We start from the raw sequence: 26642 nt of genomic DNA on the forward strand, positions 1-26642 counted from the left end.
CAGCAAGCGCCGCGCGCTGGGAAGCGTCTCGCCAAGGGCGCGGCGCTCGGCTATGCCGGGGCCATGAGTTTTCGCAGTCATATGGACAGCGCCCTGCGCGAAGCGCGCGCCGCCGCCGCCCGCGGCGAGGTGCCGGTGGGCGCGGTGATCGTCGCGCCGTCGGGCGAGATCGTCGCCGCGGCGGGCAATCGCACGCGCGAGCTGAACGATCCCACCGCCCATGCCGAGATTCTCGCCCTGCGCGCCGCCTGCGCCGCCGCCGGGTCCGAACGCCTGCCCGGCCACGCGCTCTACGTAACGCTGGAGCCCTGCCCGATGTGCGCCGCCGCGATCTCGTTCGCCCGAATCGCGCGGCTGTATTATGGCGCGTCCGACCCCAAGTCGGGCGGCATCGCCCAAGGGCCGCGCAGCTACAGCCACCCGCAATGCCACCACGTCCCCGAGGTCTATGACGGCATCGACGCCGCCCCCTCCGAGGCGCTGCTGCGCGATTTCTTCCGCGAAAGACGCGAATGCTGATTCTGTTGAACAAGCCCTTCGGCGTGCTGTCACAATTCACCGACAAGGGCACGCAGGGCAGCCCGCGCGCCACTCTGTCCGATTACGTGGACGTTCCCGGAGTCTACCCTGCGGGCAGGCTCGACCGCGACAGCGAAGGACTGTTGCTGCTCACCGACGATGGCCGCCTTCAGGCACGAATCGCCCATCCAAAGTTTCGCAAACCCAAGACCTATCTCGTTCAGGTCGAAGGCGATCCGACCGATGCCGACCTGTCACCGCTGCGCAAGGGCGTCACGCTCAAGGACGGCCCGACCCGCCCCGCCGAGGTCCGCCGCATTCCCACCCCCAAGCTGTGGGAGCGCGTGCCGCCGGTACGCTTTCGCAAATCGGTGCCCGATTGCTGGCTGGAAATCACCCTCACCGAAGGTCGCAACCGGCAGGTTCGCCGCATGACCGCCCATGTCGGCTTGCCTTGCCTGCGCCTTGTGCGCTGGTCCATCGGCGAGTGGAACGTCGAGGGCATTGCCCCCGGCACGTGGCGCGCGCTCTGACCCGACCGCCGCGCTTTCTTCAAGGTCCGGCCTGCCTCCGGCGGGAGTTTATCAGGCAAGATGAAGTCACGCGCCGCGCCCCATCTTCATCTTGCCCGATAAACTCCGGGGGTGAGGCCGCAAGGCCGAGGGGGCAGCGCCCCCTTACGCCCTCTCATCCTTGGGCGAGCCCATCACCACATAGGACGTGACCGCATTCACCTGCGGCAGCGTGCCCATCACCTCGGTGTGGAAATGCTTGTAAGCCACAAGGTCGGCCGCCTCGATGCGCAACAGGTATTCGACGTTGCCGGTGATATTGTGACACTCGCGCACTTCGGGCGCTTGTGAGATGGCCCGCTCGAACGCCTCCTGCGCTGCCTTTGTATGCGACGAGAGCCCGACCGTGATATAGGCGACAAACCCGACCCCGGTCTTCTCTGGCGAGAGCACTGCACGGTAGCCTCGGATCACGCCTGACTTTTCCAACGCAGCCACACGCCGCAGGCAGGCAGAGGCCGACAGCCCGACACTCTCGGCCAGCGCGAGGTTGCTGATCCGCCCATCGCGCCGCAGAACGCGCAATATCCTGCGATCCATCTCATCAATTATCGCCATATATTGCTATTCCTTTGCCAGAACGCCTGACTTCGCAACTATTCTCCGCCTCATACACGTCAGAAATTGCACCATGACAATGGATCTGTTTCTTGCACTGAGTGCCTTCACACTCGTCACCGTCATCACGCCGGGGCCGAACAATCTCATGCTGCTTGCATCAGGCGCCAATTTCGGTGTCCGGCGCACCTTGCCCCATATGGCGGGCATCGCCTTTGGCTTTCCGGGCATGGTGCTGCTGGTCGGGCTTGGCGTTTCCCGCCTGTTCGATCTTTACCCGGTCCTGCACGATGTGCTGCTGGTGGTGTCGGTGCTGTACATGCTCTGGCTCGCGTGGAAGATCGCTCATGCCGCGCCGCCTGCGCAAGGCACCTGCGAAGCGCGCCCGCTGAGCTTTCTGCAGGCCGCTGCCTTCCAGTGGGTCAACCCCAAGGCTTGGTCGATGGCGCTTGCCTCGATTGCGCTTTACGCTGCAAGCCGAGAGATCGGCGCGATCCTCTGGGTGGTCGGCGCCTATGTCGTCAACGGGCTGATCTCGACCACCACCTGGGCAGTGCTGGGGCGCGAAATCCGGCGGCTGCTGTCGTCTCCAACCCGGCTAAAGCTGTTCAACTGGACCATGGCGGCGCTGCTGATCGCCTCGCTGCTGCCGGTTCTCATGGCCTGAGCCATGTTGCATCCCGCGAGGCTTGTCGCCATATAGGCCTCGCAAAACAAGGGTTCCCGAGGCATGACGCATTATCTCGACTTCGAAAAACCGCTGGCCGAAATCGAAGGCAAGGCGGAAGAGTTGCGCAACATGGCGCGCGCCAACGAAGAGATGCACGTCGAAGACGAGGCCGCGGCGCTTGACCGCAAGGCCCGCGACCTGCTCAAGGATCTGTATAAAAAGCTGACCCCTTGGCGCAAATGCCAGGTCGCGCGCCACCCCGACCGGCCGCATTGCAAGGACTACATCGAGGCACTGTTCACCGAATATACGCCGCTGGCCGGGGATCGCGGTTTTTCCGACGATCACGCGGTGATGGGCGGCCTCGCCCGGTTCAACGACCGCCCCGTCATGGTGATCGGCCATGAAAAGGGCAACGACACCCAATCGCGCATCGCGCGCAACTTCGGCATGGCCCGCCCCGAGGGCTATCGCAAGGCGATCCGTCTGATGGACATGGCCGACCGTTTCGGCCTGCCGGTCATCACGCTGGTCGACACGCCCGGGGCCTATCCCGGCAAGGGCGCCGAAGAGCGAGGCCAATCCGAGGCCATCGCGCGATCGACCGAAAAATGCCTTCAGATCGGTGTGCCGCTGATTTCGGTCATCATCGGCGAAGGCGGATCGGGTGGCGCTGTTGCCTTTGCCACGGCGAACCGTCTGGCGATGCTGGAACATTCCGTCTACTCGGTGATTTCGCCCGAGGGCTGCGCGTCGATCCTGTGGAAGGATTCCGACAAGATGCGCGAGGCCGCCGAGGCGCTGCGCATGACGGCGCAGGATCTGCTGAAGCTGGGCGTGACCGACCGGGTGATTCCCGAACCGCTTGGCGGCGCGCATCGCGACCGGGCCACGACCATCGAAGCGGTCGGCAAGGCCATTTCCGCCATGTTGACCGAAATGGACGACATGAAGCCCAGAGCCCTCGTCAAGGCACGGCGCGACAAGTTTCTGGGCATGGGCGAAAAGGGTCTGGCGGCCTGATCGCGCCGCCGCGCGACGTCAAGCCTTTGCGCCGGGCATGCTCAACCTGTTCTTAAGAGCGTTGTGGCACCTCTTTCTCATTCCAGAAAGGGAACCAGAATGGAACTTCAGAACAGAGTGGGCATCGCCCAGCTGACCACGCTTGCGCTGCAAGGGGTCGATCTTCATCCGCTGCGCTCGCACCTGCTTCGCAAATGCGCCGAAGATCAGGATCAGGCCGGGGCGCTGATGGACCTGTCGGTGATCGACCAGTTGTACGGCGATCTTGAACAGGGCCTTGCATGGCAGGCCCGCGCCATCAGCGCCTGTCAGCTGTATCGCACGGATCGTGGCCGCAAGGGCAAGAAGACCCTGCTGGTCTTTGCGCTGCCGGTCGATATCGGCAGCAACACTCCGATCGAATTCCTCGTGCCCAGCGCCGATTACGAGATCATCACCTGCTATCTCGACCCGGATGCGGATCAGGCGTTTTTGCTGCCCGATCACGATGTCGCCTTCTGCGCCGCCCCGGCGGATTCGCGCGATGCGGTGCGGTTTTCGGCGGCGATCCGGCGGGCATTTGGCGCGGCAGAGCCGCGTGTTCTGAACCTGCTCGATGCCTCGGTACGAATCGACCGCATCTCGCTTCAGCATCAGGTGCCACAGACCGCCGGGCTAGTGCTGCCAAGGGTCATCGAGGCCAGCCGCAAGGCGCTGGAAGGTGCACTGCGCGAAAGCGCCGTCGCGCAGCTTGGCGGCTATCCTGTTATCATCCGCCCGGTCGGATCGCACGCGGGCCATGGTCTGGAAAAACTCGACAGCGCCGAGGGGCTGGAATCCTACCTTGACCGGCACGAGGGGCAAGATTTCCATCTTTGCCCCTATGTCGACTGCTCGTCGGCGCAGGACGGGCGCTTTCGCAAATGCCGGATCGTGTTCATCGACGGTGTGCCCTACCCCTGCCACCTTGCCATCGCCGATCGCTGGGATGTCTGGTACGCCAATGCCGGCATGAAAGACCACCCGGGTCGGCGCGCCGAGGAAGCCGCCTTTCTCGATACGTTCGACAGCGATTTCGCGCAGCGACATGCAGCGGCGCTGTCGGCGCTGAGCCAGAGCATCGGACTGGAGTATTTCGGCATCGATTGCGCCGAGGACCGGCATGGAAACCTCGTGGTGTTCGAGGCCGACAATTCGCTCATCGTGCATGATCTCGAATGCCCCGAGACATTTCCCTACAAGGGGCGTCACATGCGCCGGATCTTTGCCGCCTTTCGCGCCATGCTGGCCAGGGCGGACTGATCGCGGCTAGCCATCAAGAAAGACCCGCGCCGAGCGGACGATCTCGGCGCGGTCCTCGTCGCTTTTGCGGCGCAGGTTGCCATAGATCAGGCTCATGCGCTGGTTGTTGCCCAGCTTGTCCTCGTTTTCGATCAGGAAGTTCCAGTAGAGATAGTTGAACGGGCAGGCATCTTCGCCGGTCTTGAGCTTCAGCGAATAGCTGCATTCGCCGCAGTAATCCGACATGCGGTCGATATAGGCCCCCGAGGCCGCATAGGGTTTCGAGCCTAGCCGCCCGCCATCGGCGTGCATCGCCATGCCATGCACATTGGGCAATTCGACCCACTCGAAGGCGTCGGCATAGACTTCGAGATACCAGCGTTCGATCTGCTCTGGTGCAACGCCCGCCAGCAGGGCGAAATTTCCGGTCACCATCAGGCGCTGGATATGATGCGCATAAGCATGCTGCCGCGTGCTGCGGATGCATTCCGACATGCAGTGCATCCGGGTCTTGGCACCCCAATACATCGCGGGCAGATCGCGCTTGGCGTTCAGATGGTTGCTTTGGGCATAGCCGGGCATTTCCGTCCAGTAGATGCCGCGCACGAATTCGCGCCAGCCAAGGATCTGGCGCACGAAGCCCTCGACCGCGTTCAGCGGCGCATCGCCATTTTCCCACGCCGCGATGGCTTTGTCGCAGACCTCGGAGGCAGTGAGCAGCCCGATGTTCAGATACGGAGAGATCAGCCCGTGAAACAGGAAATCCTCGCCGGTCTTCATCGCATCCTGATAATCGCCAAACCGGGGCAGCGCCTCGGCGATGAAATGGCGCAGGGCCCGCAGCGCCTCTTTGCGGCTAACCGCCCAGCCAAACCCATCCAGATCGCCGAAATGGTCCGAGAATCGATCCGCCACCAGTTCCAACACCTCTTGCGTGATCGCATCGGGGCGAAAGCGCATCCGGTGCGGCGGCGAAACATCCTTTGGCAGCGCCTTGCGGTTGTCCTTGTCGAAATTCCACGCGCCGCCCTCCGGGCCGCCATCGGTCATCAACAGCCCAGTGCGTTTGCGCATTTCGCGGTAGAAATACTCCATCCGCCCGGTCTTGCCCTTGTCCACCAGCCCGGCAAATTCGGACCGCGAGCAAAAGAAACGGTCGTCCTCGAGAATGTCGACCGGCAGATCTAGATCGCTTTCCCAATCGCCCATCATCTCCCAGACGCGCCACTCGCCCGGCTCCGTCACGGCAACCGAGCTTGCGCCATGGCGTTTGACCGCCCGCGCCAGTTCCCCGGAAAAGCTGCCGGTGTTGCGCGCATCGTCCAGCCGCACGTAATCCACCGTCAGCCCGCGCTCCCGCAGGTCTTCGGCAAAATGCCGCATCGCCGACAGGATCAGCGCGATCTTCTGCGGGTGGTGCCGGACATAGGTGGTCTCGTCCGCGACCTCGACCATCAGTACCACGTCGCCGTCCTCATAGCCGCGCAGACTGGACAGCTCGCGCGTCAGCTGATCGCCAAGAACAAGGCGCAGGCAGCTCATGTCCGCGCCTCGCGGCGGCAGCGTTCAGAGCAAAAGCGCACGCTGTCCCAGTCGCGCGCCCATTTGCGCCGCCATGCAAAGGGGCGGTTGCAACAGGCGCAGATCTTGGCCGGCAGGTCGGATTTACGGCGCATCTTCATGGCGCGCGCCTTAGGCTATGGGAATAATCATCGGCAGGGTGCAACTTTACCGGCGCCTCGCCCGTCTCTTTTCCAGATAACGGAGGCACGACATGCAACTTCTTACCCTTTACGGCAGTACACTGGTGATCTTTCTGGCGATCGACGTGGTCGGCATCAGCACCATCATCAAGCCGATTTTCGAACGCCACGTCGGCGAGATGATGTCCGATCCGTTGCGGCTTGGCCCGGCGGCGGCGTTCTACCTGTTCTACATCGTCGGTCTGCTGTGGTTCGTGTCGGTTCCGGCGCTGGCCGAAAGCCGCCCGGTGCAGGCGCTGATTGGCGGCGCGTTGCTGGGGCTGATGTGCTATGGCACCTACGAATTCACCAACCTCGCCACGCTCAAGGGCTGGAGTTGGTCTCAGGTGATCTCCGATAGCCTCTGGGGCGCGGCGCTGACCGGCGTTTCGGCCTGGGCCGGGGTGTCGATCACGCGCTGGATTCACGGCTGAGCCCGCCGCACCACCGGCACCGCCGCCAGCAGCAACAGCGCGGCGGTGCAGACCATCAGAACCGCCGGGTTGAGCGGATCAAGGTTGGCGACAATCACCCCGGTGTAGGCCCAAGCCACCCCGCCCGCAAAGGCAAGCCCGCCCGGCCGCTGCCAGAGCACCACGGCCGCAAGCCCGCCCAGTGCCGACAGCAACAGCAGCGCCGCACCTTGCGAGCCCAGCACGCCGTAGCCGCCCAACACCACACCCACCGCGACGCAGGCGACCGATGTCACCCATCCGGCATAAAGCGCCACCGGCCACAGCGCGACGCAAGACCGGGGCGCGCGCAGCAAGGCCTCGATCGCCGAGGCCGCCATGAACAGGATCAGCACCGATGCCAGCAGCGGCTGGAAATTCGCCGCCCAGATCCACACCGTTCCAATCCCGAGACTGGCGATCAGCGGCGCGCGCATCGCCTGCCAGTGCGGGTCGAGCTGATGCCTCAGCAGCCCCCAGCCAGCGCTGAGCAGCAGCCCAAGGAACACCGGCCCCCAGATCGCAAACGCCCAGCCCACCGGCTGCACGGCGGCATGGGCCTGCACCACGGGAAACTGGGTCGAGCGGAACCCGGCAAACCCACCGCTCATCATCGGCGACAGGGCAAAGCTTGCGCTCAGCAGCAAGGTCAGCGGCGCCAGCAGGCGGGTCACGACACCAATCGTTTCATCAGGGGCAAGGACAGCGCATAGGGCAGCCGGCGCAGCAGTTTCAGCGGCAAGGTCAGGCGGCGCGGGAAATGCACCTCGAATCCGCGCCTGTCCAGCCCCTTGACGATGCGCGCGGCGGCGTCTTCGGGCTGCATCAGGCCGGGCATCTGGAAGCTGTTCTTTTGCGTTAGCCGCGTATCGACAAACCCCGGAGAGATCATCCGCACATCGACCCTCGGCGCCAGCTCGTTGCGCAGCGACTCGCACAGGTTGATGACGCCCGCTTTCGATGCGGAATACATCTGCCCCTGCGGCAGCCCGACATAGCCCGCGACCGACGCGGTGATCGCCAGCTGGCCGCCATCGCGCAACAGCGGCTCGGCGGTGCGGGCGAACAGGAACGCACCGGTCAGGTTCACCGTGACCAGCTTGGCGGCGGCTTCGGGGTCGATGTCCAGCACCTTGCCCGGATCGTAAAGCGCGGCAAGGCTGATGGCGCGATCCAGCTTGCCCGCCGCCGCGATCTGCGCCGATGCGGCATCAAGGCTGGTCTGATCGGCGGTATCCACCGTCACCACCTCGGCGCCGCCGATTTCCGCAGCGAGCTGTTGCAGTGGTTCCTCGGAACGCGCCGACAGCACCAGCCGTGCCCCGCGCCGGGCATAGGCCCGCACCAGCTGCGCACCGATGCCGGTCGATGCGCCGACGATCCATATGCGTTCTGCCTCAGGCATGGGACAGCCGGTATTGATAGACATTGGTGCGCCCGGCATCGAATGCGGCGATGCAGGCCGCAAGATAAAAGCGCCAGACCCGGATGAAGCCCTCGTCAAAGCCCAGCGCCCGGACCTCGCTCAGCCGCGATTCGAACCGTCGCAGCCAGTCGCGCAGGGTGGTGGCGTAATCGGCGCCGAAGGCATGCGCATCCTCGACCCGCAGGCCAGAGCGCTGCGCCTGCGCCTCGAACGCCGTCGGGGACGGCAGCATCCCGCCCGGAAACACAAAGCTGCGGATCATGTCGCCGCCCTGACGGTAGCGATCGAAATAGCTGTCACCCACGGTGATGGTCTGGATCATCGCGTGGCCCTTGTCCGACAACACCTCGCGCAGCTTGCCGAAATAGGTCGGCCAGTAACGTTCACCCACCGCTTCGAACATCTCGATCGACACCACGTGATCGTAGCGGCCCCGCTCGTCGCGGTAATCCTGAAGCGCGATCTCGGCCCCCTGCCCGAGGCGGGCCTTGGCAAAGGCCGCCTGTTCATGGCTCAGCGTCAGACCCTTGGGAGCGAAATCGCCGCGCCCCAGCGCGCGCTCGGCAAAGCCGCCCCAGCCACAGCCGATTTCCAGCACCCGGCCCGATTGCGCGCCAAGCCCGTCGATGATGCGATCATACTTGCGATGCTGCGCTGAAATCAGCGGATCTGCGGCCTGCGCATCCTCGGGAGCGTAGAGCGCCGAGGAATAGGTCATCGTGTCGTCAAGCCAGAGCTTGTAGAAATCATTGCCAAGATCGTAATGCGCCTGAATGTTGCGCTTTGATCCGCGCCGGGTGTTGGCGTCGAACAGGTACAGCGCTCGGATCACCAGCGATTGCAACGGGTTCCCATAGAGGTACGGCTCGACGGTGTCTTCGTTGCGCAGCCCGAAGGCAAGGAAGGCCGCAAGGTCGGGGCTGTCGCACCAGCCGTCGCGGTAGGCTTCGGTCAGGCCGATGTCGCCCTTGGCGGCGGTGGCGATCACCGCGCGCCAGTCATTGACGATCATTTCTGCCTGCGGACCCGGCTCGGGGCCTTCGAAGACATGGGTGATGCCATCCGGCAAGGTCAGGGCAAGCCGCCCGTAGCGGACCTTTTCGAGACAGCCCAGAAGCTTGCTTTTCATCTTGCGTTCAAACATTGCGTTCCACCTCCTCCGTGGCCTCCGAGCGACGCTCTGTCAGCTGCGCAGGTTTTGATCTAATTTGGACCCCGCGCAGGACAAGCTTTGCGGCCTGCCAGAGGATCAACGCCATCACTCTTTGCGACTGAAAGGCGTGCCTCCATGCGGCGCGCGACAGGCGCGGGGCCGTCAGCGGGCGGGCGGAACCGGACAGCGCGGTTTTCAGGCGAATCTCGCCGTTCTCGCCGATCCAGTCGACCCAGGCCCCGAACCTGTCAGGGCCGGGATCGAAGCGGAACACATAGACCCCCTCGCGCGGCAGAAACGGCGAGACATGAAAGACCTTGCGCCCGGTGATCCGGTCGGATCGGGCGATGGGGCGGTTGTCATCGTGATGGCACAAATAGAAATGGTGCTCGCCAAAGGTGTTGGACACCTCGGCCAGAACCGCGCGCAGCCCGGCAGCGTCGCGGGCCAGCCAGAAGCTAACCGGGTTGAAGCCGTAAAACGGGCTGCGCGGCAGAGTCACAAGGGTGACGTCGCACTGCGCCAGCCCGATGGGGGCCAGTTGGGCGCGGATGAACGCCACCAGCGAAGAGCCATCGCGCGGGCCATGATCGCGCCGCCGCACCGACCACAGGCCGCGCCTGTCGGGGTGGATCGGCAGGCGCTGGTCTTCGAAGGCTTGCAATGGCAGCGCAAGATACTGGGCCTTGTAACGAAATTCGCGGCGGATGTCGCCGGAGCGGGCGTGCCAGATGCGCCCGTCGATCAGCGCGCCGTTCCACAGGTCGGTCATTCCGCGGCCTCCAGAACCGGGGCGGGCGCGATGCGCTCTTCGGCCCATGGGTCGGGGCCGAGCGGCCAGTCAAGCCCCATGTCCTGCGCCACGCGCAGCGCCGACAGCACGCCGTCTTCGTGAAAGCCGTAACGGGTCCATGCGCCGGCGAAATGCACGCCCCCGCGCCCCTGGATCTGCGGTAGCCGTGCCTGCGCCTGTGCGCTGGCGGCATCGAACTGCGGGTGATACAGGATCGCCTCGTCATGGATCTGCGCCGGCTCGCGCTCCGGGTTCAGTGTCACGATCAGAGGTTTATCGGCTCCCAGCGGCTGCAAGCGGTTCATCCAGTAGCTCAGACTGATGGGCCGGTCCGACGGGCCCGGCGCGGCATCGGTGACGTAATTCCAAGATGACCATATTTTACGGGTCTTCGGCAAAAAAGATATGTCGGAATGCAGCACCATGCGGTTCGGCTCGGTGCGGAAACCCGACAGGATGTCGCGTTCCTGCGCATCGGTGCCCGCCAGCAGCGCCAGCGCCTGCGGGGCGTGGGTCGCAAACACCACCCGGTCAAAGCGCTCCTTGCCGGCGGCGCTGGCGACGGTGAGCCCCCCCGCCTCGCGCAGGACAGATCCCACCGGGCAGGACAGTCGCAGCTTTGCATCCGTGGCGGCCAGCAAGGCCTCGACATAGCGGGCCGAGCCGCCGCGCACCGTCAGCCATTGCGGCTGATCGTCAACGCTCAGCAGGCCGTGGTTCTCGAAGAAGTCGATGAAGGCGGCGGCAGGGAAATCCGCCATCTCGCGCGTGGGGGTCGACCAGATCGCGCCCGAGATCGGCATCAGGAAGCGGTCGCGAAACGTGTCTCCCAGCCCCAGCCGCGCCAGCAACGCGCCGATGCTTTCGCCGCTGCGCACCGACCCGTGCGCCTGCTTGAAGAACCGCAGCGTGTCGCGGATCATCCGCCAATGCGCCGGGTCAAGCAGGCGGCGCTTTTGCGCGAACATATCCAGCGCTCTCGTGGTGCCATATTCCAGCTTGCCGCCCTGAAAGCTGGCGGCAAAGCTCATGTCACTGTCCGCCAGCTCGACCCCCAGATGTTCCAGCAGCGGGATGAACAGCGGATAGGTGCGCCGGTTGCACACGATAAAGCCGGTGTCGACGGCGATGCCATCCACCTGCCGGGTGCGGGCATGGCCGCCGGGGCGAGAGGAAGCCTCAAAGATGGTCACGTCCTGATGCGGGGCAAGCAACCACGCGCTTGTCAGTCCCGAAATGCCGCTGCCAATGATCGCTGTTCTGATACGCCCGGTTGTCACGTCTGCCTCGCTCTGCCATGGTCACGGTCATAGAGACGACATTCGCGCGGAAATAGTTTCAGCTTTCTTCGCGCCCTGTTAACAGCCAGAGAGCCTTGCCCAACCTCCCCCCCGAAGAACTGTCGCATTTGCTGGCGCGCATCGCCCTGCGCGACCGCGCGGCGTTTCGTGCGCTGCATGATGCCTGCGCCCCGAAGCTGTTCGGCATCTGCCTGCGCCTGCTGCGCGACCGGCGCGAGGCCGAGGACGCGCTTCAGGAAATCTTCGTCAAGATCTGGCACGGGGCGGACCGCTTCGCCACGACGGTCGGCAACCCGTCGGCATGGCTGAACGCGGTGGCGCGCAATCACGCCATCGACCGGCTGCGCCAGCGCAAGGCGCGCTATGACGGGCTGGACTCCGCACGCGAGCTGGCCGACCCGGCGCCCGGCCCCGAAGCGCAGGCGATCACCAGCGACGACGGGCGGCGCATCGACGACTGCCTTGGCCGGCTGGTGCCCGAACGCGCCGAGGCGATCCGCCTCGCCTATGTCGAGGGCGAAACCTATCTTGATTTGTCGCAGCGCTATGATGTGCCGCTGAACACCATGCGCACATGGCTGCGCCGGGGCCTCTTGCAATTGCGCGATTGCCTCGCGCCGGTCGCATGATGCTGTCTGACGACGATATCGCGCTTGCGGGCGAATACGTGCTGGGCGCGATGGATCGCGCCGAACGCAGCGCCATCGAGGCACGGATGCGCAGCGACAGCGCCTTTGCCGCCGAAATCGCCCGCTGGGAGCTGCGGCTTGATCCGATGCTGGCCGAGATCGCCCCCGAAGCGCCCCCTGCCCTTGCGTGGGAGGCGCTGGAAGACCGCCTGTTCGCCCCGCCAAAGCGCCCGGCGTGGGCGTGGTTCGGCTTTGCCGCCGGGCTGTCGACGCTGCTGCTTGGCGCGGTGCTGTGGTTTGGCGCGCCGATGCAACGCCAGCAAGGGCCGCTATGGATCTCGGATCTTGTGTCGAGCGACGGGCAGGTGCGACTTGCGGCGCTTTATGATGAGCAGCGCGGCGAGATGCGCGTCTCGGTCGGCGGCGACGCCCCGCAGCAGGGGCGCGATTTCGAACTGTGGCTGATCGCGGGCGAAGCCGCGCCGGTGTCGCTGGGCGTGATGCCGCGCTCTGGCGCCGCGGCCATGCCGATCCCCGACGATCTGCGCGCGCTGATGGCGGGCGCCACGCTGGCGATCACCGACGAGCCTGCGGGCGGCTCTCCGCAGGGGCGCGCCACCGGCCCGGTGGTCGCACTGGCGCCGCTTCGGCGCATATAACCGGCGGCATAGGCAAATCTACGCAGGTAATCCTGCGAATTTCCCTGTCGGCGAACTTGTGCGAGATTATAAAACGTCATCCGAGGGAGGTCGCGATGTCCCGTCATAATCTCCCCCGGATCTCTGTTGTTTTAGCGAGTTATTTACCGGCGCAAGTGAGTGGGCGCCTATAGCAGTTCATTTTGTACCGAAGCCGGCGCCACGTATCCCCATTTGGCGTCGGCTTTTCTTTTGCGTGCATTCGCACTGGTCATTTCCCAGCAAAGGATTCTAAGGCTGCGCATATGGAGCTGTGGATCACCGTCACCCTCTTTGCCGCCTTCTTCCAGACCTTGCGCTTCATGCTGCACAAGGTGCTCAGCATGGGTGCGCTCAGCGCGACCGGATCGACCTTTGCGCGCTTTGCCTATGCGCTGCCGCCCGCGCTGCTATTCCTTGGCGCGTGGATGCTGCAGAGCGGGCAGCCGTGGCCACAGTTGCCCCCGGCGTTCTGGGCCTATGCCTGGGTTGGCGCGCTGGGGCAGATCCTTGCAACGATCTGCGTCGTGGCGCTGTTTCAGCAGCGCAATTTCGCGGTTGGCATCACTTTCAAGAAGACCGAGGTGATCCAGACCGCCCTGCTGGGCCTTGTGCTGCTGCACGAGACGATTTCGCTGGCAGGCTGGGGCGCGATCCTGATCGGTTTGCTCGGCGTGCTGCTGCTGTCGGATACGCCGGGGCCGGGATCGCTGCTGCGCCGCATGGCCAGTCGGGCGGTGGCGCTGGGGCTGGCCTCGGGGTTGTTCTTTGCCTTCTCGTCGGTGGGCTATCGCGCGGCCTCGTTGCAGATCGGCTCCGAAGACCCGGTGATGCGCGCCGCCGTGACCTATGTCTGCGTCGTGCTGTCTCAGGTCATCGCCATGGCGTTGTGGCTTCGTTGGCGCGAGCCGGGGCAGATCGCCGCCGTCTGGTCGGCGCGCCGGGTGGCGGTGTGGCTGGGGCTAAGCTCGATGCTTGGCAGTATCTCGTGGTTCACCGCCTTCACCTTGCAGACCGCCGCCTATGTGCAGGCGCTTGGTCAGGTCGAGCTGATCTTTTCGCTTGCCGCCTCGATGCTGTTCTTCCACGAGCGGGTGACGCGGCGCGAACTGGCGGGCATCGGGGTGCTGACGCTGTCGATCCTGATGCTGGTGCTAGCGCTCTGAGGCTTGCACCCCTGCCCGTCGGGTGCGATCACGGCCCCCACACAGGAGACCGCCATGCCCTTCACCCTCGCCACATGGAACATCAACTCTGTCCGCCTGCGCGAACCGCTGGTTTGCCAGTTGCTCGAACAAGAGGCGCCAGATGTGCTGTGCCTGCAGGAATGCAAGAGCCCGGTCGACAAGATCCCGCTCGAGGCGTTCCGGGCGCTTGGCTATGCCCATATCGTGGCGCGGGGGCAAAAGGGCTACAACGGGGTGGCGATCCTTTCGAAACTGCCCCTGCGCGATGCTGGCAGCCGGGATTTCGCGGGGCTTGGCCATGCCCGCCATGTCGCCGCCGAACTGGAAAACGGCGTGACGGTGCATAACTTCTACGTGCCCGCCGGGGGCGACGTGGCCGACCGCGAGGTCAACGAGAAATTCGGGCAGAAGCTGGATTACCTGTCGGAGATGCGCGACTGGTTCCACGCCGAAGCGCCGCGCAAGGCGATCCTTGTCGGCGATCTGAACATCGCCCCGCGCGAGGATGACGTCTGGTCGCACAAGGCGCTGCTGAAGGTTGTCTCGCACACCCCCATCGAGGTCGAGGCACTGGGCGAAACACAGAACGCCGGGGCGTGGGTCGATATCACCCGGCAGGATATCCCTTCGGGGCAGCTGTATTCGTGGTGGTCCTATCGTGCCCGCGACTGGGACGCGGCCGACAAGGGGCGGCGGCTCGATCACGTCTGGGCAACGCCGGATATTTCCGCAGCGGCGCATGGCAGCCGCGTCCTGCGCGCGGCGCGGGGCTGGGAGAAACCCTCCGACCACGCACCGGTGTTCGCGACCTTCGATCTGTAGGGCGCACAGGGCCGCACATTTGCAGGGACCAAAGGGCATTGCGCAAGCACTGGCCTTCGGCGCTCAGGCTGTCACACTGCCCAGACGCAGATCGTGACCCGGAACCCCAAGCGCCCGCCTCTCGTTGAGAGGTGCCTCAAGGAAAGCTCTGTGCATGTTCGCCAATCTGGATATTCTCTGGTCTCTTGCCGCGGCCATCCTGTTGCCGCTTGCGGTGGCCGTCGCCATCTGGCGCGTGCTGGCCAATGCGCGCACACCGCAAGGCTCTGCCGCATGGGTGACCTTTCTGCTGGCCGCGCCATGGTTTGCCATCCCGGCCTATCTGTTCTTTGGCCATGACAAGCTGCACGGCTACAAGAAACGTCGCCGCATCAGCCATCAGGTCATGAAGAAATTCGCCGGCTACGCCTGCGAGGTCGCACCAGCCGAGCGCCACCCCGGTCAGGAGGCCTTTGAACGGCTGGCCGAGATGCCGGTGACAGGTTGCAACAAGCTGCGCCTGCTGGTCGATGGCGACGAGACCTTTGCCGCCATCCACGATGCCATTGACCGGGCGCAAAGCTATGTGCTCGTGCAATATTACACGCTGGTCGCCGATAGCACCGGGGCCGCGCTGGCCGAACGGCTGATCGCCGCCGCGGCGCGCGGCGTCGATGTGCGGCTGATCTATGACGGGGTCGGCAGCTACGGACTGGACAAAGGCTACATCAAGCGACTCAAGGAGGCCGGGATCGTGGTGGTCGACCCCAAGGGCGCCACCGGGCCGACCTCGCGGCTGCAACTGAACTTTCGCAATCACCGCAAGACGGTGATCGTGGATGGCATCGAAGGCTTTACCGGCGGGCTCAACATGTCCGACACCTATCGCGGGCTGAACGAAAAATTCGGGCTGTGGCGCGATACCCACCTGCATCTGCGAGGCCCCGCCGTGGCGCAGCTGCAGTTGTCTTACGTCGAAGACTGGCACTGGGCGACCAACGAGGCGCTGGGAACGCGGCTGTTCTGGATGCCCGAACCCGAAGAGCACGGCGCCGATGTGGTGGTGGTGCCGATGGGGCCGGTCGACGAGCTGGACACCGGGTCGCTGTATTTCGTTACCGCGATCGCATTGGCGCAGGACCGGGTCTGGATCGCCACGCCCTATCTGGTGCCCGATGGCGAGGTGCTGGCCACGCTGAAATCGGCGGCGCTGCGGGGATGCGACGTGCGCATCCTGTTGCCCGAGGGGCGCGATCACTGGCTGACATGGCTGGCCGCTTTTTCCTATTTCGACGAGCTGCGGCTGGCCGGGGTCAAGATCCTGCGCTATCAGCCCGGATTCATGCATCAGAAACTGTTTCTGGTGGATGATCATCTGGCCGGGGTCGGGACGGCGAACCTCGACAACCGCTCGTTCCGGCTGAATTTCGAAACGATGGTGACGGTGTTCGACACGCCCTTCGCGGGCGCGATGGCGCAGATGCTCGAGACGGATTTCACCCGCGCAACAGAACTGACAACCCCGATCGAGGGTCAGCCGCTGTGGCTGCGGGCCGGGGCGCGGCTGGCGCGACTGCTGGCACCGGTGCTCTAGGAGGGCGCGTGAAGATCGTAAGTTACAATATCCGCAAGGCGCTTGGCACCGACAGGCGGCGCGATCCGGCACGCATTCTGTCGGTTCTGAACGGCATCGGCGCAGACGTGGCACTGCTGCAAGAAGCCGATCTGCGGCTCGGCCCCCGCCCCACCGCGCTGCCCCGCTTCCTGATTTCGCAAGAGACCGATTATCAGATCGCCGATCTTGCTGTGAATGACGTCAGCATCGGCTGGCATGGCAACGCGGTGCTGCTGCGCAAGGGGCTGGTCTGCAAGCGCAGCAAGCGGCTTGCCCTTCCGGGGCTGGAGCCACGCGGCGCGGTGCTGGTCGAGGTCGGCGGCATGACCCTTGTCGGCACCCATTTGGGGCTGATGCGGCGTTACCGGTTGCTTCAGATGACCAAGATCCGCGACTATCTCCGGGGGTGCGAGCCCACCGCGCTGATCGCCGGGGATTTCAACGAATGGTCCGACGTGCGCGGCTACGAGCCGTGGGAAAACGTGTTCACCCTGTGCCTGCCGGGGCGCAGCTATCACGCCCGCCGCCCCGTCGCCGCGCTGGACGGGCTTGCCCATGGCGCGGGGCTGGCCGTCGATGCGATGGGGGTCGAAACCGGGCATCTCGCCCGCCTTGCGTCGGATCACCTGCCGATCTGGGCCCAGATGCGGCGCCGCGACGCCGCCTAGCACCCTTGCAACCCAGCCGCTCATGCGCCATCTGTCATTCGGATATGACCGCCAGCAGCGGAGGAATGTGATATGCTCGAACTTGGTGGACAGGCAACAGCGCCTGCACAGGACCTGATCAAGGACGTGACCGAGGCCGATTTCATGGCCGAGGTCGTCGACCGCAGCCAGCAGGTGCCGGTCATCGTCGATTTCTGGGCACCGTGGTGTGGCCCGTGCAAGACGCTGGGACCGGCGCTGGAAAAGGCCGTGACCGAAGCCAAGGGCGCCGTCGTCATGGCCAAGGTCAATGTCGACGAAAGCCAGATGATCGCCTCGCAGCTGCGCATCCAGTCGATTCCCACAGTCTATGCCTTTTACAAGGGCCAGCCGATCGACGCATTTCAGGGCGCGGTCCCCGAAAGCGAGCTGAAGGCCTTTGTCGCGCGGGTGATCGAAGCGTCAGGCGGCGATGCCTCTGGCGGGCTTGATGCCGCCGTCGAGGCCGCCGAGGAAATGCTCGATCAGGGCGCGGCAACCGATGCGGCGCAGACCTTTGCCGCGATCCTCGAAGAAGATCCGGTGAACGCGCGCGCCTATGCCGGTTTCGTGCGGGCGCATATCGAGATGGAGGATCTCGATCAGGCCGAGGCGATCCTCAACGGCGCCCCTGTCGAGATCAGCAAGGCCCCCGAGCTTGACGCCGCACATGCCATGCTTGAACTGGCAAAGCAGGCCGCAAACGCCGGCCCCGTCGCCGAACTGAGCGCCGCGGTCGAGGCCGACCCGGCCAACCATCAGGCCCGGTTCGACCTTGCTCAGGCGCTGTATGCCAAGGGCGATGCGCAGGGCGCGGTGGAACAGCTGCTCGAAATCTTCCGCCGCGAGCGCGAGTGGAACGACGGCGCTGCCAAGACCCAGCTTTTCACCATTTTCGATGCGCTGAAACCGAACGATCCGGTGGTGCTGAACGGTCGGCGCAAACTCAGCTCGATGATATTTGCCTGACGCGCGGCGCGAGCTAGCTGGCATCTCATGTCCAGACGATTTGATCTGCCGGATATCATCCCGGTTTTCCCCCTGCCCGGTGCGCTGCTGCTGCCGCGCGCCCGGCTGCCCCTGCATATCTTCGAGCCGCGATACCTCGCGATGCTCGACGATGTGCTCAAGACCGATACCCGGCTGATCGGCATGATCCAGCCGGACAAGATGGCCGAGAAAGACGGCGGCACCGGGCTGCACCGCATTGGCTGCGCCGGGCGCGTCACCCAGTTTTCGGAAACCGAAGACGGGCGCTACATGGTCACGCTCTACGGTCTGTCGCGGTTCCGCATTCTTGAAGAGATCGATGGCTTCAGCCCCTATCGCCGCTGCAAGGTCAACTGGGATGGGTTCGAGCGGGACAAGGCCGGCACCGAACATGATGCCGGGTTCGACCGGGATGCGTTTCTTGCGACGCTGGATCGCTTCTTTCACCTGCGCGGGCTGGATGCCGACTGGGGCTCTCTCAAGGATGCCGATGACGAGCTGCTGGTGAATTCGCTGTCGATGCTGCTCGACCTTGCCCCCGAAGACAAGCAGGCGCTGCTGGAGGCGCCCTCACTCAGCACGCGCCGCGAGACGCTGGTGACATTGATCGAATTCGCCCTGCGGGGCGGTGGCACAGAGGACAAGCTGCAATGACCGACACCCAGCCGACCGAGCGCCCCGAGCGCCCAGTGGAATTCGACCGCCGGATGCTTGAAATTCTGGTCTGCCCGGTGACTCAGGACACGCTGGAATACAGTGCCGCGCGCTCCGAGCTGATCAGCCGGGGCGCGGGCCTTGCCTATCCGATTCAGGGCGGGATCCCCCTGATGCTGATCGACGAGGCCCGCAGGATCGAAGACTAGACCGGGTTCGGCACCGGCTCGCCCGCAAAGAAGGCGCGCAGGTTTTCCACCGCCATGCGGCCCATGTCTTCGCGCACTTCCAGCGCCGAGGTGCCAAGGTGCGGCAGCAGGGTCACGTTGTCCAAGGCGCGCAGCGCCTCGGGCACCTCGGGTTCGTTTTCGTACACATCCAACCCCGCTCCGGCGATGCGCTGCGATTTCAGTGCCCCGGTCAGCGCCGCCTCGTCAACGATGTCGCCCCGCGCGACGTTCACCAGATAGGCGGTGGGTTTCATCGCCCCGATGACCTCGGCACTGACGGCGTGATGGGTCGCGGGGCTGGCCGCCAGCGACACCACCAGCACATCGACCTCTGCCGCAAGCGCCACCGCATCGGCGCAATAGACCGCCGGAAAATCGAGCGTCTTTTCGCTGCGCGAGGTGTAAAAGACCTGCATCCCGAACCCGAAATGGCAGCGTTTCGCGATGGCCTGACCGATGCGACCCATCCCGAGAATGCCGACGGTCTTGCCCGACATGTGCAGACCCAGCATTTGCACCGGGTGCCAGCCCTGCCATTGCCCGGAGCGCACGAGGCGCTCGCCCTCGGCGGCGCGACGGCAGCTCATCAGCATCAGCGTCAGGGCGATGTCGGCGGTAGCGTCGGTCACCGCGCCGGGGGTGTTGGTCACGGTGATGCCGACGCTGCGGGCGATCTCTGTGTCGATATGGTTGAACCCCATGCCGAAATTCGCAAGGATCTTTGCCCGCGGCACGCCGGCATCGGCAAAGACCTTGGCATCGAACCTGTCCCCCAGCGTCACCAGCGCGCCGTCGTAGTCGGTCAGCGCGGCGCGAAGTTCACCCGCATCAAGCGGATCGGGGCGATCGCGATACTCGACGTCGAACAGGCTGCGCGCCTGTGCCACGACGCTAGCGGGCAGGTTGCGCCCGATCAGGATGCGAGGGTTCAATGCAGCCGCGCCCCAAGCGGGACCTCCTGTTCGGGGCTGGCCAGCACCACGGCGCCCGCGTCATCCATGACCCCCAGCACAAGGCATTCCGACATGAACGGCCCGATCTGACGAGCCGGGAAATTGGTCACCGCCATGACCTGCCGCCCGGCCAGCGCTTCGGGCGTGTAATGCGCAGTGATCTGCGCCGAGGATTTCTTTTCGCCGATCTCGGGGCCGAAATCGATCCAGAGCTTGATCGCCGGTTTGCGCGCCTCGGGGAAGGGTTCGGCCCGGATCACCCGACCGACGCGGATCTCGACCTTGGCAAAATCGTCGTAGGTGATCTCAGCCATTTGCAAGCTCCCGCGAGCGGTTTGCCGCAGCCGCCACCGTGGCCCGAACCAGCGGCGGCAGGCCGCTGTCGTCGTTCATCAAGACCTCGAGCCCGGCCTGCGTCGTGCCGTTGGGCGACGTTACATTCCTGCGCAGCTCGCCCGGCGCAATGCCCGATTGCATGGCAAGCGCCCCGGCCCCGGCAACGGTTGCCCGCGCCAATTGCAAGGCCAGTTCGGGGGCCAGCCCTTCGGCCTCCCCAGCCGCGGCGAGGCATTCGATCATGTGGAACACATAGGCCGGGCCAGAGCCGCTGACCCCGGTCACCGCGTCCATCTGCGCCTCGTCCTCAAGCCGCACAACCTCGCCAACCGCGCTGAGCAGCTCTTCGGCCTGATCCATCTGGGCGGCGCTGGCGCTGGCGTTGCCGATGATCGCGGTGATGCCCTGCCCCACGGCGGCGGGGGTGTTGGGCATGGCGCGGATCACCGGCGTTTCCTCGCCCAGCGATTTTTCGTAATTGGCGATGGTCACCCCGGCGGCCACCGACAGGAACAGCGTCGTGCCGTTGCCATAGGGGATCAGCGAGGGCAGCGCCTCGGCCATCATCTGCGGCTTGACCGCGATCAGCACGATGGCGGGATCCTGCGGCAGATCCTTGTTCAGCACCACGCGCTGCGCCTTGAGCCAGTCCGACGGGTACGGCTCGTTCACGAACACAGAAGACGCGGGAAGCCCGCGCGCCAGCCAGCCCTCAAGCATCGCCGAGCCCATCTTGCCGCATCCGAGAAGCACGAGCCCCCTGCGTGCGATCTCTCCGTCTTTCATGTCGTCACGTCTCCTGATGTTCGCGGCCAATCTGTCGCGGAGGGCGCCGGGTTGCAAGCGGCGAGGCCATGCATGGGCGCGGCCTCGCCGGCGTTTCACTCGGCCATGATCGACATCGGGGCCGCGCCGCCGTCAAGCCACGCCTCGAGCGGGGTCATCGGATCGAGCGCATCGGCATTGATGCCGCCCGGCCCCGGCAGGATGCCGCAATGATCAAGCCCCGGCAGCATGAACAGCGCAACCGTGTCTTTCAGCGCCGCCTCGCCGCCCGCCTGCGCGGCGGCCTTTTCGTACCAGTCCACCGTCTTATAGGGCGTGACGATGCTGTCCGCCCAGCCGTGCCAGACGATCATCTTGCCGCCCGCGTCGCGAAACGCCGACAGGTCTGGATTGTCGCCGTTATAGACCTCGGCCAGCGCCGCCATCCGCGCCGGATCGGTTTCTGAATCGAAATCAAGCGGCGTCCAGTCCGGGCCGGGGTCGAGCGGATAGGCCATGTAGCGCCCGAAATCGCCTGCGAAGGCGTTGACCAGCTGGCCACCGCCCTGCCCGTTGCCGGTGAGCCAGAGCCACCAGAACGGCTCCGATCCTTCGGGGATGCCGCCGGGGTAAAGCTGGGTGCCGTCGGCGCTGCGCGGTCCCTCGCGCCATTTCGCCAAGGTGGCCATCTCGGTGCCCGACAGGCATTCCGCGCTGTCATCGCCGGTACAGGCGAGCGCCGAGAGGTCGATCTTGCAGGCACGCGGGTCGGCGATCAGCCCGTCCGTCGCGCCGTCGACGTCGTCGCATTGTGCCATCACCGCATCGCCGATCAGCGTGGCCTCGCCCGGCCCGAGGATCTGATTGCCATCGGCGTCGGTGTTGGCCTGTATCAACATCGGCATCTTGACCCCAACAAGCCCGGTGTAATCCATCGCGGGCGCACCCGAGATGATGCCGTCGAACATCTCGGGATAACGCTGCGCCGCGACCTGCGCCATGCGTCCGCCGGTGGAACAACCCTGAAAGATCGCCCGTTCTGCCGTGCCGTCGTAGAAGGCACCGATCAGCGCCTGCGCGACGCGGTGCGTCTCGCCGATCGAGCGCCAGCCCCAGTCGCGTTCCGCCCCCGGATCGCCCATCGCCCAGCTGCCATCGGTGACCGACAGGCCAAGGTGACCGCTGTCAGAGGTGGCGGTGGCGTAGCCGCGCTCCAGCCCCGGGCGCATGGCGTTGACCCAGGACGCGCCCGCATCGGCACGACCCAGTATGCCACAGAAGCCGCCGCAGCCGGCCTGGTAATAGCCGCCGTTCCAGCCGGTCATCGGCAGGCGGATCTCGATGGAAATGGCGGGGCGGGCGGTGGCGCGGATCTCGCAATAGGCGGGCGCGGCGCCCTGCGCTGGCATCACCCGCGCCGAGCCAATCTGCGCGCCGTCAATCACCGTATCGCGCAGCCCGGTGCAAGCGCTATCGCCTTGCTGCGCCAGCGCCGGGGCTGCACTTGCCAGCACCAGCACCACAGCGGATGTCAGATAGTTCATGGTCTCCTCCCAGAGTTGCCTCAGAGAGGAGCTTTTCACCATTCAGGCGAGCGGTCCAGCCCGCAGATCAGGCCCGCCCGTAGGCTTCGGCAATGGCGATCTTGATCGCCTCGGGGGCGGATTTGCCAGCCCAGCAGATCAGCTGGAACGCCGGGTAATAGCGTTCCGATGCGGTCACAGCCGTGCTGATCATCGTGTCGATCTGATCGGGGCTGGCGACCTGCCCGCCCGACAGCACGAGGCCGTAGCGGTAGACCATCAGCTTTGGCTCGGCCCAATAGCTGAATGCCCCGGCCCAGCATTGATCGTTGGCAAGGTTCAGCCCTTCGTACAGAACCGGCATCGCCTGCTGCGGCGGTTCCATTTCGAAAGAACAGATCATCCGCAGCGTCTCGTCAAAGGGCGACCATGCGAGGGTGATGGAATAGGTGCGCCACTGACCTTCGACCGCCATGGCGATCTGGTCTTCGGCCACGCGGTCGAAATCCCAGTCATGGTATTCGGCGAGGGTCTCGACGATGTCGATGGGATGAAGTTCATCACCCAGGTAGTCTTCGGACAGTGCCATGCGCCACCTCTTTTGTTCTCTTGCCGCCATGGACGTGGCAGCGCCCCATGGCTTGCTTGCTGCTCTAGGGGCTGGGATTGGTTACCAACTCCTTACCACATATCGTGCCTGTGTGGCCCTATTGCTGTAAAGCGAAATATTTGTGGACAACGCAATAAGTTGTGGATGCCTCGTGATTCTACGCAAGAGCCGCCTGTGGATATGTGGAAAACATATAGCGAACGGGACGTGAACACAACTAGGACAGAAAATCCTGTCCGTAACAGACCGACAGCACCGCAGGCGCTGCAAGCTCGCTCACCACTTCGAAATGCTGCTCCATCAGGCGGGTGCCATCCGCCTCGAGCAACATCGACCAGTCGCCGGGGACCATCTCGTAGGGAAATTCGAAGGTGAAGAGGTTGAGGCTGCTGCCCTCGGTCAGCTCGGCCGCCCAGCTTTCGCGGGTGATGCCAGCCTCGCCCATCGGCGGGTGCTCGACCACCACGGTCACGGGCTGCCCCCCTGCCCCCGGCGCGCCAGCGAACTTGACGCCAAAGCTGATGCCAGCCTTGGCGGGCACAACGCGCGTGGTCAGATCCATATCGCGGGTCTGGTCGATCAGGTTGATCTCGCCCATCAGGGTCTCGGGCGCGGGGCGGCTGCCGTTCGAGGTGACCTGGCAGATCACCCCATAGTCGATCAACACCACGGGATCATTGGCATAAGAGCCGGCCGGGGCGGCCAATGCGGGCGCGGCGACAAACATGAGCAAACAAGCACGGGCGAACATGGGCACCTCCGGGGCACGGGCTACGCTGCAGCCTTAGCGCACCCGGGCCAAAAAGGAAAACGCCCGCCTTGTCGGGCGGGCGTTTCCGATCGTTTCAAGCCGGGGAGGTTCAGCCGATTGCGGCAGCCTTCACGTCTTCATCGATGTAGGGCACGTATTGCTCGAAGTTGTCAGCGAACATCTTCACCAGCTTCGCGGCCTGCGCATCGAAGGCACCCTTGTCGGACCAGGTGCGGCGCGGGTCGAGCAGCAGCTCGGGCACGCCTTCCACGTCGACCGGCACTTCGAAGCCAAAGTTCGGGTCCTTGCGGAACTCTACCTTCGACAGCGAGCCGTTCAGCGCCGAATGCAACAGCGCGCGGGTGGCCTTGATCGGCATACGGTGGCCGGTGCCATAGGCACCACCGGTCCAGCCGGTGTTGACCAGCCAGCAGGTCGCGCCATGCTTGGCGATCTTGTCGCGCAGCAGGTTGCCGTAGACCTCGGGGCGCAGCGGCATGAAGGGCGCGCCGAAGCAGGTCGAGAAGGTCGGCTGAGGCTCGGTGACGCCGCGCTCGGTGCCCGCCACCTTGGAGGTGAAGCCCGACAGGAAGTGGTACATCGCCTGCGCCGGGGTCAGCCGCGCGATCGGTGGCAGCACGCCGAAGGCATCGCAGGTCAGCATGATGATGTTCTTGGGATGCCCGCCAAGCGCCGTCGCGGACGCGTTGGAGATATACTCCAGCGGATAGGCACAGCGCATGTTGGCCGTCAAGCTGTCATCCTCGAAATCGAGCTCGAAGGTCTCCGGATCGAAGATCATGTTCTCGATCACGGTGCCGAATTTCGACGTGGTGGCATAGATTTCCGGCTCGGCCTTGGGCGACAGGCTGATGGTCTTGGCATAGCAGCCGCCTTCGAAATTGAAGGTGCCGCGATCCGACCAGCCATGTTCGTCATCGCCGATCAGCACGCGCTCGGGATCGGCCGACAGAGTGGTCTTGCCAGTGCCCGACAGGCCAAAGAACACGGCAGTGTCGACCGGGTTGTTGGGCGCGTGGTTGGCCGAGCAATGCATCGCCATGATGCCCTTGAGCGGCAGGATGTAATTCAGCAGCGTGAACACGGATTTCTTGTTCTCGCCAGCGTATTCGGTGCCGCCGATCAGAACCATCTTCTTGTCGAGGTTCAGCGCGATCACCGTATCGGTGCGGCAATTGTGCTTTTCGGGATCCGCCTTGAACGTCGGGCAGTTGACGATGGTGTATTCGGCAAGGAAATCATCCAGCGCGTCCCGGTCGGGGCGGCGCAGCATGTGGCGGATGAACAGCCCGTGCCATGCCAGTTCGGTCACCATGCGGACCTTGATCGAATAGGCCGGATCGGCGCCGCCGACCAGATCCTGAACGTAGTAGTCCTTGCCCTTCATGTGCTCGAGCATATCGGCGTACAGGTTGTCGAACCCCTCTTCCGACATTTCCCGATTGTTTTCCCACCAGATGTTGTCGACCGTCGACGGGCTTTTGACCACGTGTTTGTCCTGCGGCGACCGGCCGGTGTACTTGCCGGTGGTGACGTAGAACGCGCCGCCCTTGCCGAGAGTCCCCTCGCCCTTCTTGAGGGCGGCCTCGATCAGCGCCGGCTCGGTAAGGTTGTAGTAGACATTGCCCAGCCCTTCGATCCCTTGATCTTCCAGCCGGAATGCCGGGTTCACCCGTCCAAATGTCATCTGCCAAGCTCCTGTAGCCGCGGCGAGCGCCGCAGTCTGTTGTTCAGAACGGCAATGAGCCACCGTCCACCAGCGGCCTCCACCACCGGCCAGACCGCTTTAGCACGCTGAAAACGGCAGGGAATAGGACACAGGTCAAAGTTAGCGCAATCAAGTTTCGTTTAGCGTTAGCAATTTCGCGCCTTCGCTACCAGAGACAGCCGCTCTGAGACATTTTAGTCATTTATTGGGGAATTTCGGCTGAGATACAGACCGACCCCTGCCTGATTCGCTGTTAAATATTGTCGAAGGCCCGCAAGCACCGCATAGTGCGAGAAAAATCAGGCGTGATGAGCAGTTAAAGGAAGTAGCCAATGTCAAAAATTGCGCTCGTGGACGATGACAGGAATATCCTGACGTCCGTGTCGATGACTCTGGAAGCAGAGGGATTCGAAGTCGAAACCTACAATGACGGGCAGGCCGCGCTCGACGCGTTCAGCAAGCAGATGCCGGACATGGCAGTCTTCGACATCAAGATGCCCCGCATGGATGGCATGGACCTGCTTCAGCGGGTGCGACAGAAATCCAAGATGCCGGTGATCTTCCTGACCTCGAAGGATGACGAGATCGACGAGGTGCTCGGCCTGCGCATGGGCGCGGATGATTACGTCAAGAAACCGTTCAGCCAGCGGCTTCTGGTCGAACGCATCCGTGCGCTGCTGCGCCGTCAGGAAGCGGTGGCCGGTGACGTCGTGGGCGACACCGAGGAGACCAAGCTGATGACACGCGGCTCGCTGACCATGGATCCGCTGCGCCACGCGGTCAGCTGGAAAGGCGGCGACGTGTCGCTGACCGTGACGGAATTCCTGCTGCTTCAGGCGCTGGCGCAGCGCCCCGGCTTCGTGAAATCCCGCGATCAGCTGATGGACGTAGCCTATGACGATCAGGTCTATGTCGACGACCGCACCATCGACAGCCACATCAAGCGCCTGCGCAAGAAGATGCGCACCGTGGATGCCGAGTTTTCCGCAATCGAAACCCTTTACGGAATCGGTTACCGCTACAACGAAGAGTGACGC

At 64.4% G+C, this 26642-nt stretch carries 31 protein-coding genes; 16 read left to right on the plus strand and 15 right to left on the minus strand.

What is annotated here, in order from left to right; genetic code table 11:
- Positions 1–63: 63 nt before the first annotated feature.
- Together Q4543_RS02915 and Q4543_RS02920 are read left to right on the plus strand one after the other, a co-directional pair.
- Positions 64–519: a nucleoside deaminase gene (locus Q4543_RS02915; protein WP_303436255.1), complete on the plus strand. Its 456-nt coding sequence runs from the start codon at positions 64–66 to the stop codon at positions 517–519.
- Entirely contained in the window at positions 513–1052 is a 540-nt protein-coding gene (locus Q4543_RS02920; RefSeq protein WP_303436256.1) for a pseudouridine synthase, read from the plus strand. The genes Q4543_RS02915 and Q4543_RS02920 overlap by 7 nt, the downstream gene beginning before the upstream one ends.
- A 144-nt stretch (positions 1053–1196) precedes the next feature.
- Here Q4543_RS02920 and Q4543_RS02925 read toward each other — a convergent pair whose 3' ends face one another.
- Entirely contained in the window at positions 1197–1649 is a 453-nt protein-coding gene (locus Q4543_RS02925) for an Lrp/AsnC family transcriptional regulator (RefSeq protein ID WP_303436257.1), read from the minus strand.
- Positions 1650–1722: 73 nt separating this feature from the next.
- On the opposite strand from Q4543_RS02925, the gene Q4543_RS02930 reads away from it, so the two are divergent.
- The 3 genes from Q4543_RS02930 (at position 1723) to Q4543_RS02940 (ending at position 4623) form a co-directional block, all read left to right on the plus strand.
- Positions 1723–2316, plus strand: coding sequence for a LysE family translocator (locus tag Q4543_RS02930; protein ID WP_303436258.1), 594 nt, complete (start codon positions 1723–1725; stop codon positions 2314–2316).
- Positions 2317–2379: 63 nt separating this feature from the next.
- Positions 2380–3342: an acetyl-CoA carboxylase carboxyltransferase subunit alpha gene (locus Q4543_RS02935; protein ID WP_303436259.1), complete on the plus strand. Its 963-nt coding sequence runs from the start codon at positions 2380–2382 to the stop codon at positions 3340–3342.
- Between the two features lie 99 nt (positions 3343–3441).
- Positions 3442–4623, plus strand: coding sequence for a RimK family alpha-L-glutamate ligase (locus Q4543_RS02940; RefSeq protein WP_303436260.1), 1182 nt, complete (start codon positions 3442–3444; stop codon positions 4621–4623).
- A 6-nt stretch (positions 4624–4629) separates the two neighbouring features.
- On the opposite strand, the gene Q4543_RS02945 is transcribed toward Q4543_RS02940, so the two are convergent.
- Both Q4543_RS02945 and Q4543_RS02950 read right to left on the minus strand, forming a co-directional pair.
- Entirely contained in the window at positions 4630–6144 is a 1515-nt protein-coding gene (locus Q4543_RS02945) for a cryptochrome/photolyase family protein (RefSeq protein ID WP_303436261.1), read from the minus strand.
- On the minus strand, positions 6141–6284 hold the full coding sequence (locus Q4543_RS02950) for a DUF2256 domain-containing protein (protein WP_303436262.1): 144 nt from the start codon (positions 6282–6284) through the stop codon (positions 6141–6143). The genes Q4543_RS02945 and Q4543_RS02950 overlap by 4 nt, the downstream gene beginning before the upstream one ends.
- A gap of 92 nt (positions 6285–6376) precedes the next feature.
- On the opposite strand from Q4543_RS02950, the gene Q4543_RS02955 reads away from it, so the two are divergent.
- A complete protein-coding gene (locus Q4543_RS02955; RefSeq protein ID WP_303436263.1) occupies positions 6377–6778 on the plus strand; it encodes a DUF2177 family protein in 402 nt (133 codons plus the stop codon).
- Here Q4543_RS02955 and Q4543_RS02960 read toward each other — a convergent pair.
- The 5 genes from Q4543_RS02960 to Q4543_RS02980 are packed head-to-tail and all read right to left on the minus strand — an operon-like array spanning position 6769 to position 11448.
- Positions 6769–7470, minus strand: a complete 702-nt coding sequence (locus tag Q4543_RS02960; protein WP_303436264.1) for a hypothetical protein — start codon at positions 7468–7470, stop codon at positions 6769–6771. The two genes, Q4543_RS02955 and Q4543_RS02960, sit on opposite strands and share 10 nt — an antisense overlap.
- Complete coding sequence (locus Q4543_RS02965; RefSeq protein WP_303436265.1) at positions 7467–8201, minus strand: SDR family oxidoreductase; 735 nt, start codon at positions 8199–8201, stop codon at positions 7467–7469. Before Q4543_RS02965 ends, Q4543_RS02960 begins: the two co-directional genes overlap by 4 nt.
- Positions 8194–9366: a cyclopropane-fatty-acyl-phospholipid synthase family protein gene (locus tag Q4543_RS02970; RefSeq protein WP_303436266.1), complete on the minus strand. Its 1173-nt coding sequence runs from the start codon at positions 9364–9366 to the stop codon at positions 8194–8196. Before Q4543_RS02970 ends, Q4543_RS02965 begins: the two co-directional genes overlap by 8 nt.
- Entirely contained in the window at positions 9359–10147 is a 789-nt protein-coding gene (locus Q4543_RS02975; RefSeq protein WP_303436267.1) for a DUF1365 domain-containing protein, read from the minus strand. The genes Q4543_RS02970 and Q4543_RS02975 overlap by 8 nt, the downstream gene beginning before the upstream one ends.
- The gene (locus tag Q4543_RS02980) at positions 10144–11448 is read right to left on the minus strand and encodes an NAD(P)/FAD-dependent oxidoreductase (protein ID WP_303436269.1); all 1305 of its coding nucleotides are present in this window, start codon (positions 11446–11448) and stop codon (positions 10144–10146) included. Before Q4543_RS02980 ends, Q4543_RS02975 begins: the two co-directional genes overlap by 4 nt.
- 95 nt (positions 11449–11543) lie before the next feature.
- Between Q4543_RS02980 and Q4543_RS02985 the strand changes: the two genes are divergently transcribed.
- From Q4543_RS02985 to Q4543_RS03025, 9 genes are all read left to right on the plus strand, one after another.
- Positions 11544–12098, plus strand: a complete 555-nt coding sequence (locus Q4543_RS02985; RefSeq protein WP_303436270.1) for a sigma-70 family RNA polymerase sigma factor — start codon at positions 11544–11546, stop codon at positions 12096–12098.
- On the plus strand, positions 12098–12757 hold the full coding sequence (locus Q4543_RS02990) for an anti-sigma factor (protein WP_303436272.1): 660 nt from the start codon (positions 12098–12100) through the stop codon (positions 12755–12757). The genes Q4543_RS02985 and Q4543_RS02990 overlap by 1 nt, the downstream gene beginning before the upstream one ends.
- Positions 12758–13041: 284 nt before the next feature.
- Entirely contained in the window at positions 13042–13941 is a 900-nt protein-coding gene (locus tag Q4543_RS02995) for a DMT family transporter (RefSeq protein ID WP_303436273.1), read from the plus strand.
- 54 nt (positions 13942–13995) lie between these two features.
- Positions 13996–14784 (plus strand): exodeoxyribonuclease III, encoded by a 789-nt coding sequence (locus Q4543_RS03000; RefSeq protein ID WP_303436274.1) that lies wholly within the window; start codon positions 13996–13998, stop codon positions 14782–14784.
- Between the two features lie 154 nt (positions 14785–14938).
- Positions 14939–16357 (plus strand): cardiolipin synthase, encoded by a 1419-nt coding sequence (cls, locus tag Q4543_RS03005; protein ID WP_303436275.1) that lies wholly within the window; start codon positions 14939–14941, stop codon positions 16355–16357.
- An 8-nt stretch (positions 16358–16365) separates the two neighbouring features.
- Positions 16366–17046, plus strand: a complete 681-nt coding sequence (locus Q4543_RS03010) for an endonuclease/exonuclease/phosphatase family protein (protein ID WP_303436276.1) — start codon at positions 16366–16368, stop codon at positions 17044–17046.
- 72 nt (positions 17047–17118) lie between these two features.
- Positions 17119–18033 carry a thioredoxin gene (gene trxA / locus Q4543_RS03015; protein ID WP_303436277.1) on the plus strand — a complete coding sequence of 305 codons (915 nt, stop codon included), beginning with the start codon at positions 17119–17121 and terminating at the stop codon, positions 18031–18033.
- Positions 18034–18060: 27 nt separating this feature from the next.
- Entirely contained in the window at positions 18061–18708 is a 648-nt protein-coding gene (locus Q4543_RS03020) for an LON peptidase substrate-binding domain-containing protein (RefSeq protein WP_303436278.1), read from the plus strand.
- The gene (locus Q4543_RS03025) at positions 18705–18917 is read left to right on the plus strand and encodes a Trm112 family protein (protein ID WP_216003468.1); all 213 of its coding nucleotides are present in this window, start codon (positions 18705–18707) and stop codon (positions 18915–18917) included. The genes Q4543_RS03020 and Q4543_RS03025 overlap by 4 nt, the downstream gene beginning before the upstream one ends.
- Here Q4543_RS03025 and Q4543_RS03030 read toward each other — a convergent pair.
- The 7 genes from Q4543_RS03030 to Q4543_RS03060 all read right to left on the minus strand — a co-directional run bounded on the left by Q4543_RS03030 (position 18914) and on the right by Q4543_RS03060 (position 25584).
- Entirely contained in the window at positions 18914–19870 is a 957-nt protein-coding gene (locus Q4543_RS03030) for a D-glycerate dehydrogenase (protein ID WP_303436279.1), read from the minus strand. The two genes, Q4543_RS03025 and Q4543_RS03030, sit on opposite strands and share 4 nt — an antisense overlap.
- Positions 19867–20205, minus strand: a complete 339-nt coding sequence (locus Q4543_RS03035; protein ID WP_303436280.1) for a tRNA-binding protein — start codon at positions 20203–20205, stop codon at positions 19867–19869. Before Q4543_RS03035 ends, Q4543_RS03030 begins: the two co-directional genes overlap by 4 nt.
- Complete coding sequence (gene proC / locus Q4543_RS03040) at positions 20198–21013, minus strand: pyrroline-5-carboxylate reductase (RefSeq protein WP_216003471.1); 816 nt, start codon at positions 21011–21013, stop codon at positions 20198–20200. The genes Q4543_RS03035 and proC overlap by 8 nt, the downstream gene beginning before the upstream one ends.
- Before the next feature lie 95 nt (positions 21014–21108).
- Complete coding sequence (locus Q4543_RS03045; protein WP_303436281.1) at positions 21109–22536, minus strand: tannase/feruloyl esterase family alpha/beta hydrolase; 1428 nt, start codon at positions 22534–22536, stop codon at positions 21109–21111.
- Positions 22537–22603: 67 nt separating this feature from the next.
- Positions 22604–23104 (minus strand): YbjN domain-containing protein, encoded by a 501-nt coding sequence (locus tag Q4543_RS03050; RefSeq protein ID WP_216003473.1) that lies wholly within the window; start codon positions 23102–23104, stop codon positions 22604–22606.
- Between the two features lie 238 nt (positions 23105–23342).
- Positions 23343–23876 (minus strand): DUF3859 domain-containing protein, encoded by a 534-nt coding sequence (locus tag Q4543_RS03055; protein ID WP_303436282.1) that lies wholly within the window; start codon positions 23874–23876, stop codon positions 23343–23345.
- A 109-nt stretch (positions 23877–23985) separates the two neighbouring features.
- Positions 23986–25584, minus strand: coding sequence for a phosphoenolpyruvate carboxykinase (locus Q4543_RS03060; protein WP_303436284.1), 1599 nt, complete (start codon positions 25582–25584; stop codon positions 23986–23988).
- Positions 25585–25937: 353 nt separating this feature from the next.
- Between Q4543_RS03060 and Q4543_RS03065 the strand changes: the two genes are divergently transcribed.
- The gene (locus Q4543_RS03065; protein ID WP_216003476.1) at positions 25938–26639 is read left to right on the plus strand and encodes a response regulator transcription factor; all 702 of its coding nucleotides are present in this window, start codon (positions 25938–25940) and stop codon (positions 26637–26639) included.
- Positions 26640–26642: the final 3 nt, after the last annotated feature.

Origin of the sequence: Salipiger sp. 1_MG-2023 (genome assembly GCF_030547555.1) — a bacterium.
Classification (GTDB): domain Bacteria; phylum Pseudomonadota; class Alphaproteobacteria; order Rhodobacterales; family Rhodobacteraceae; genus Salipiger.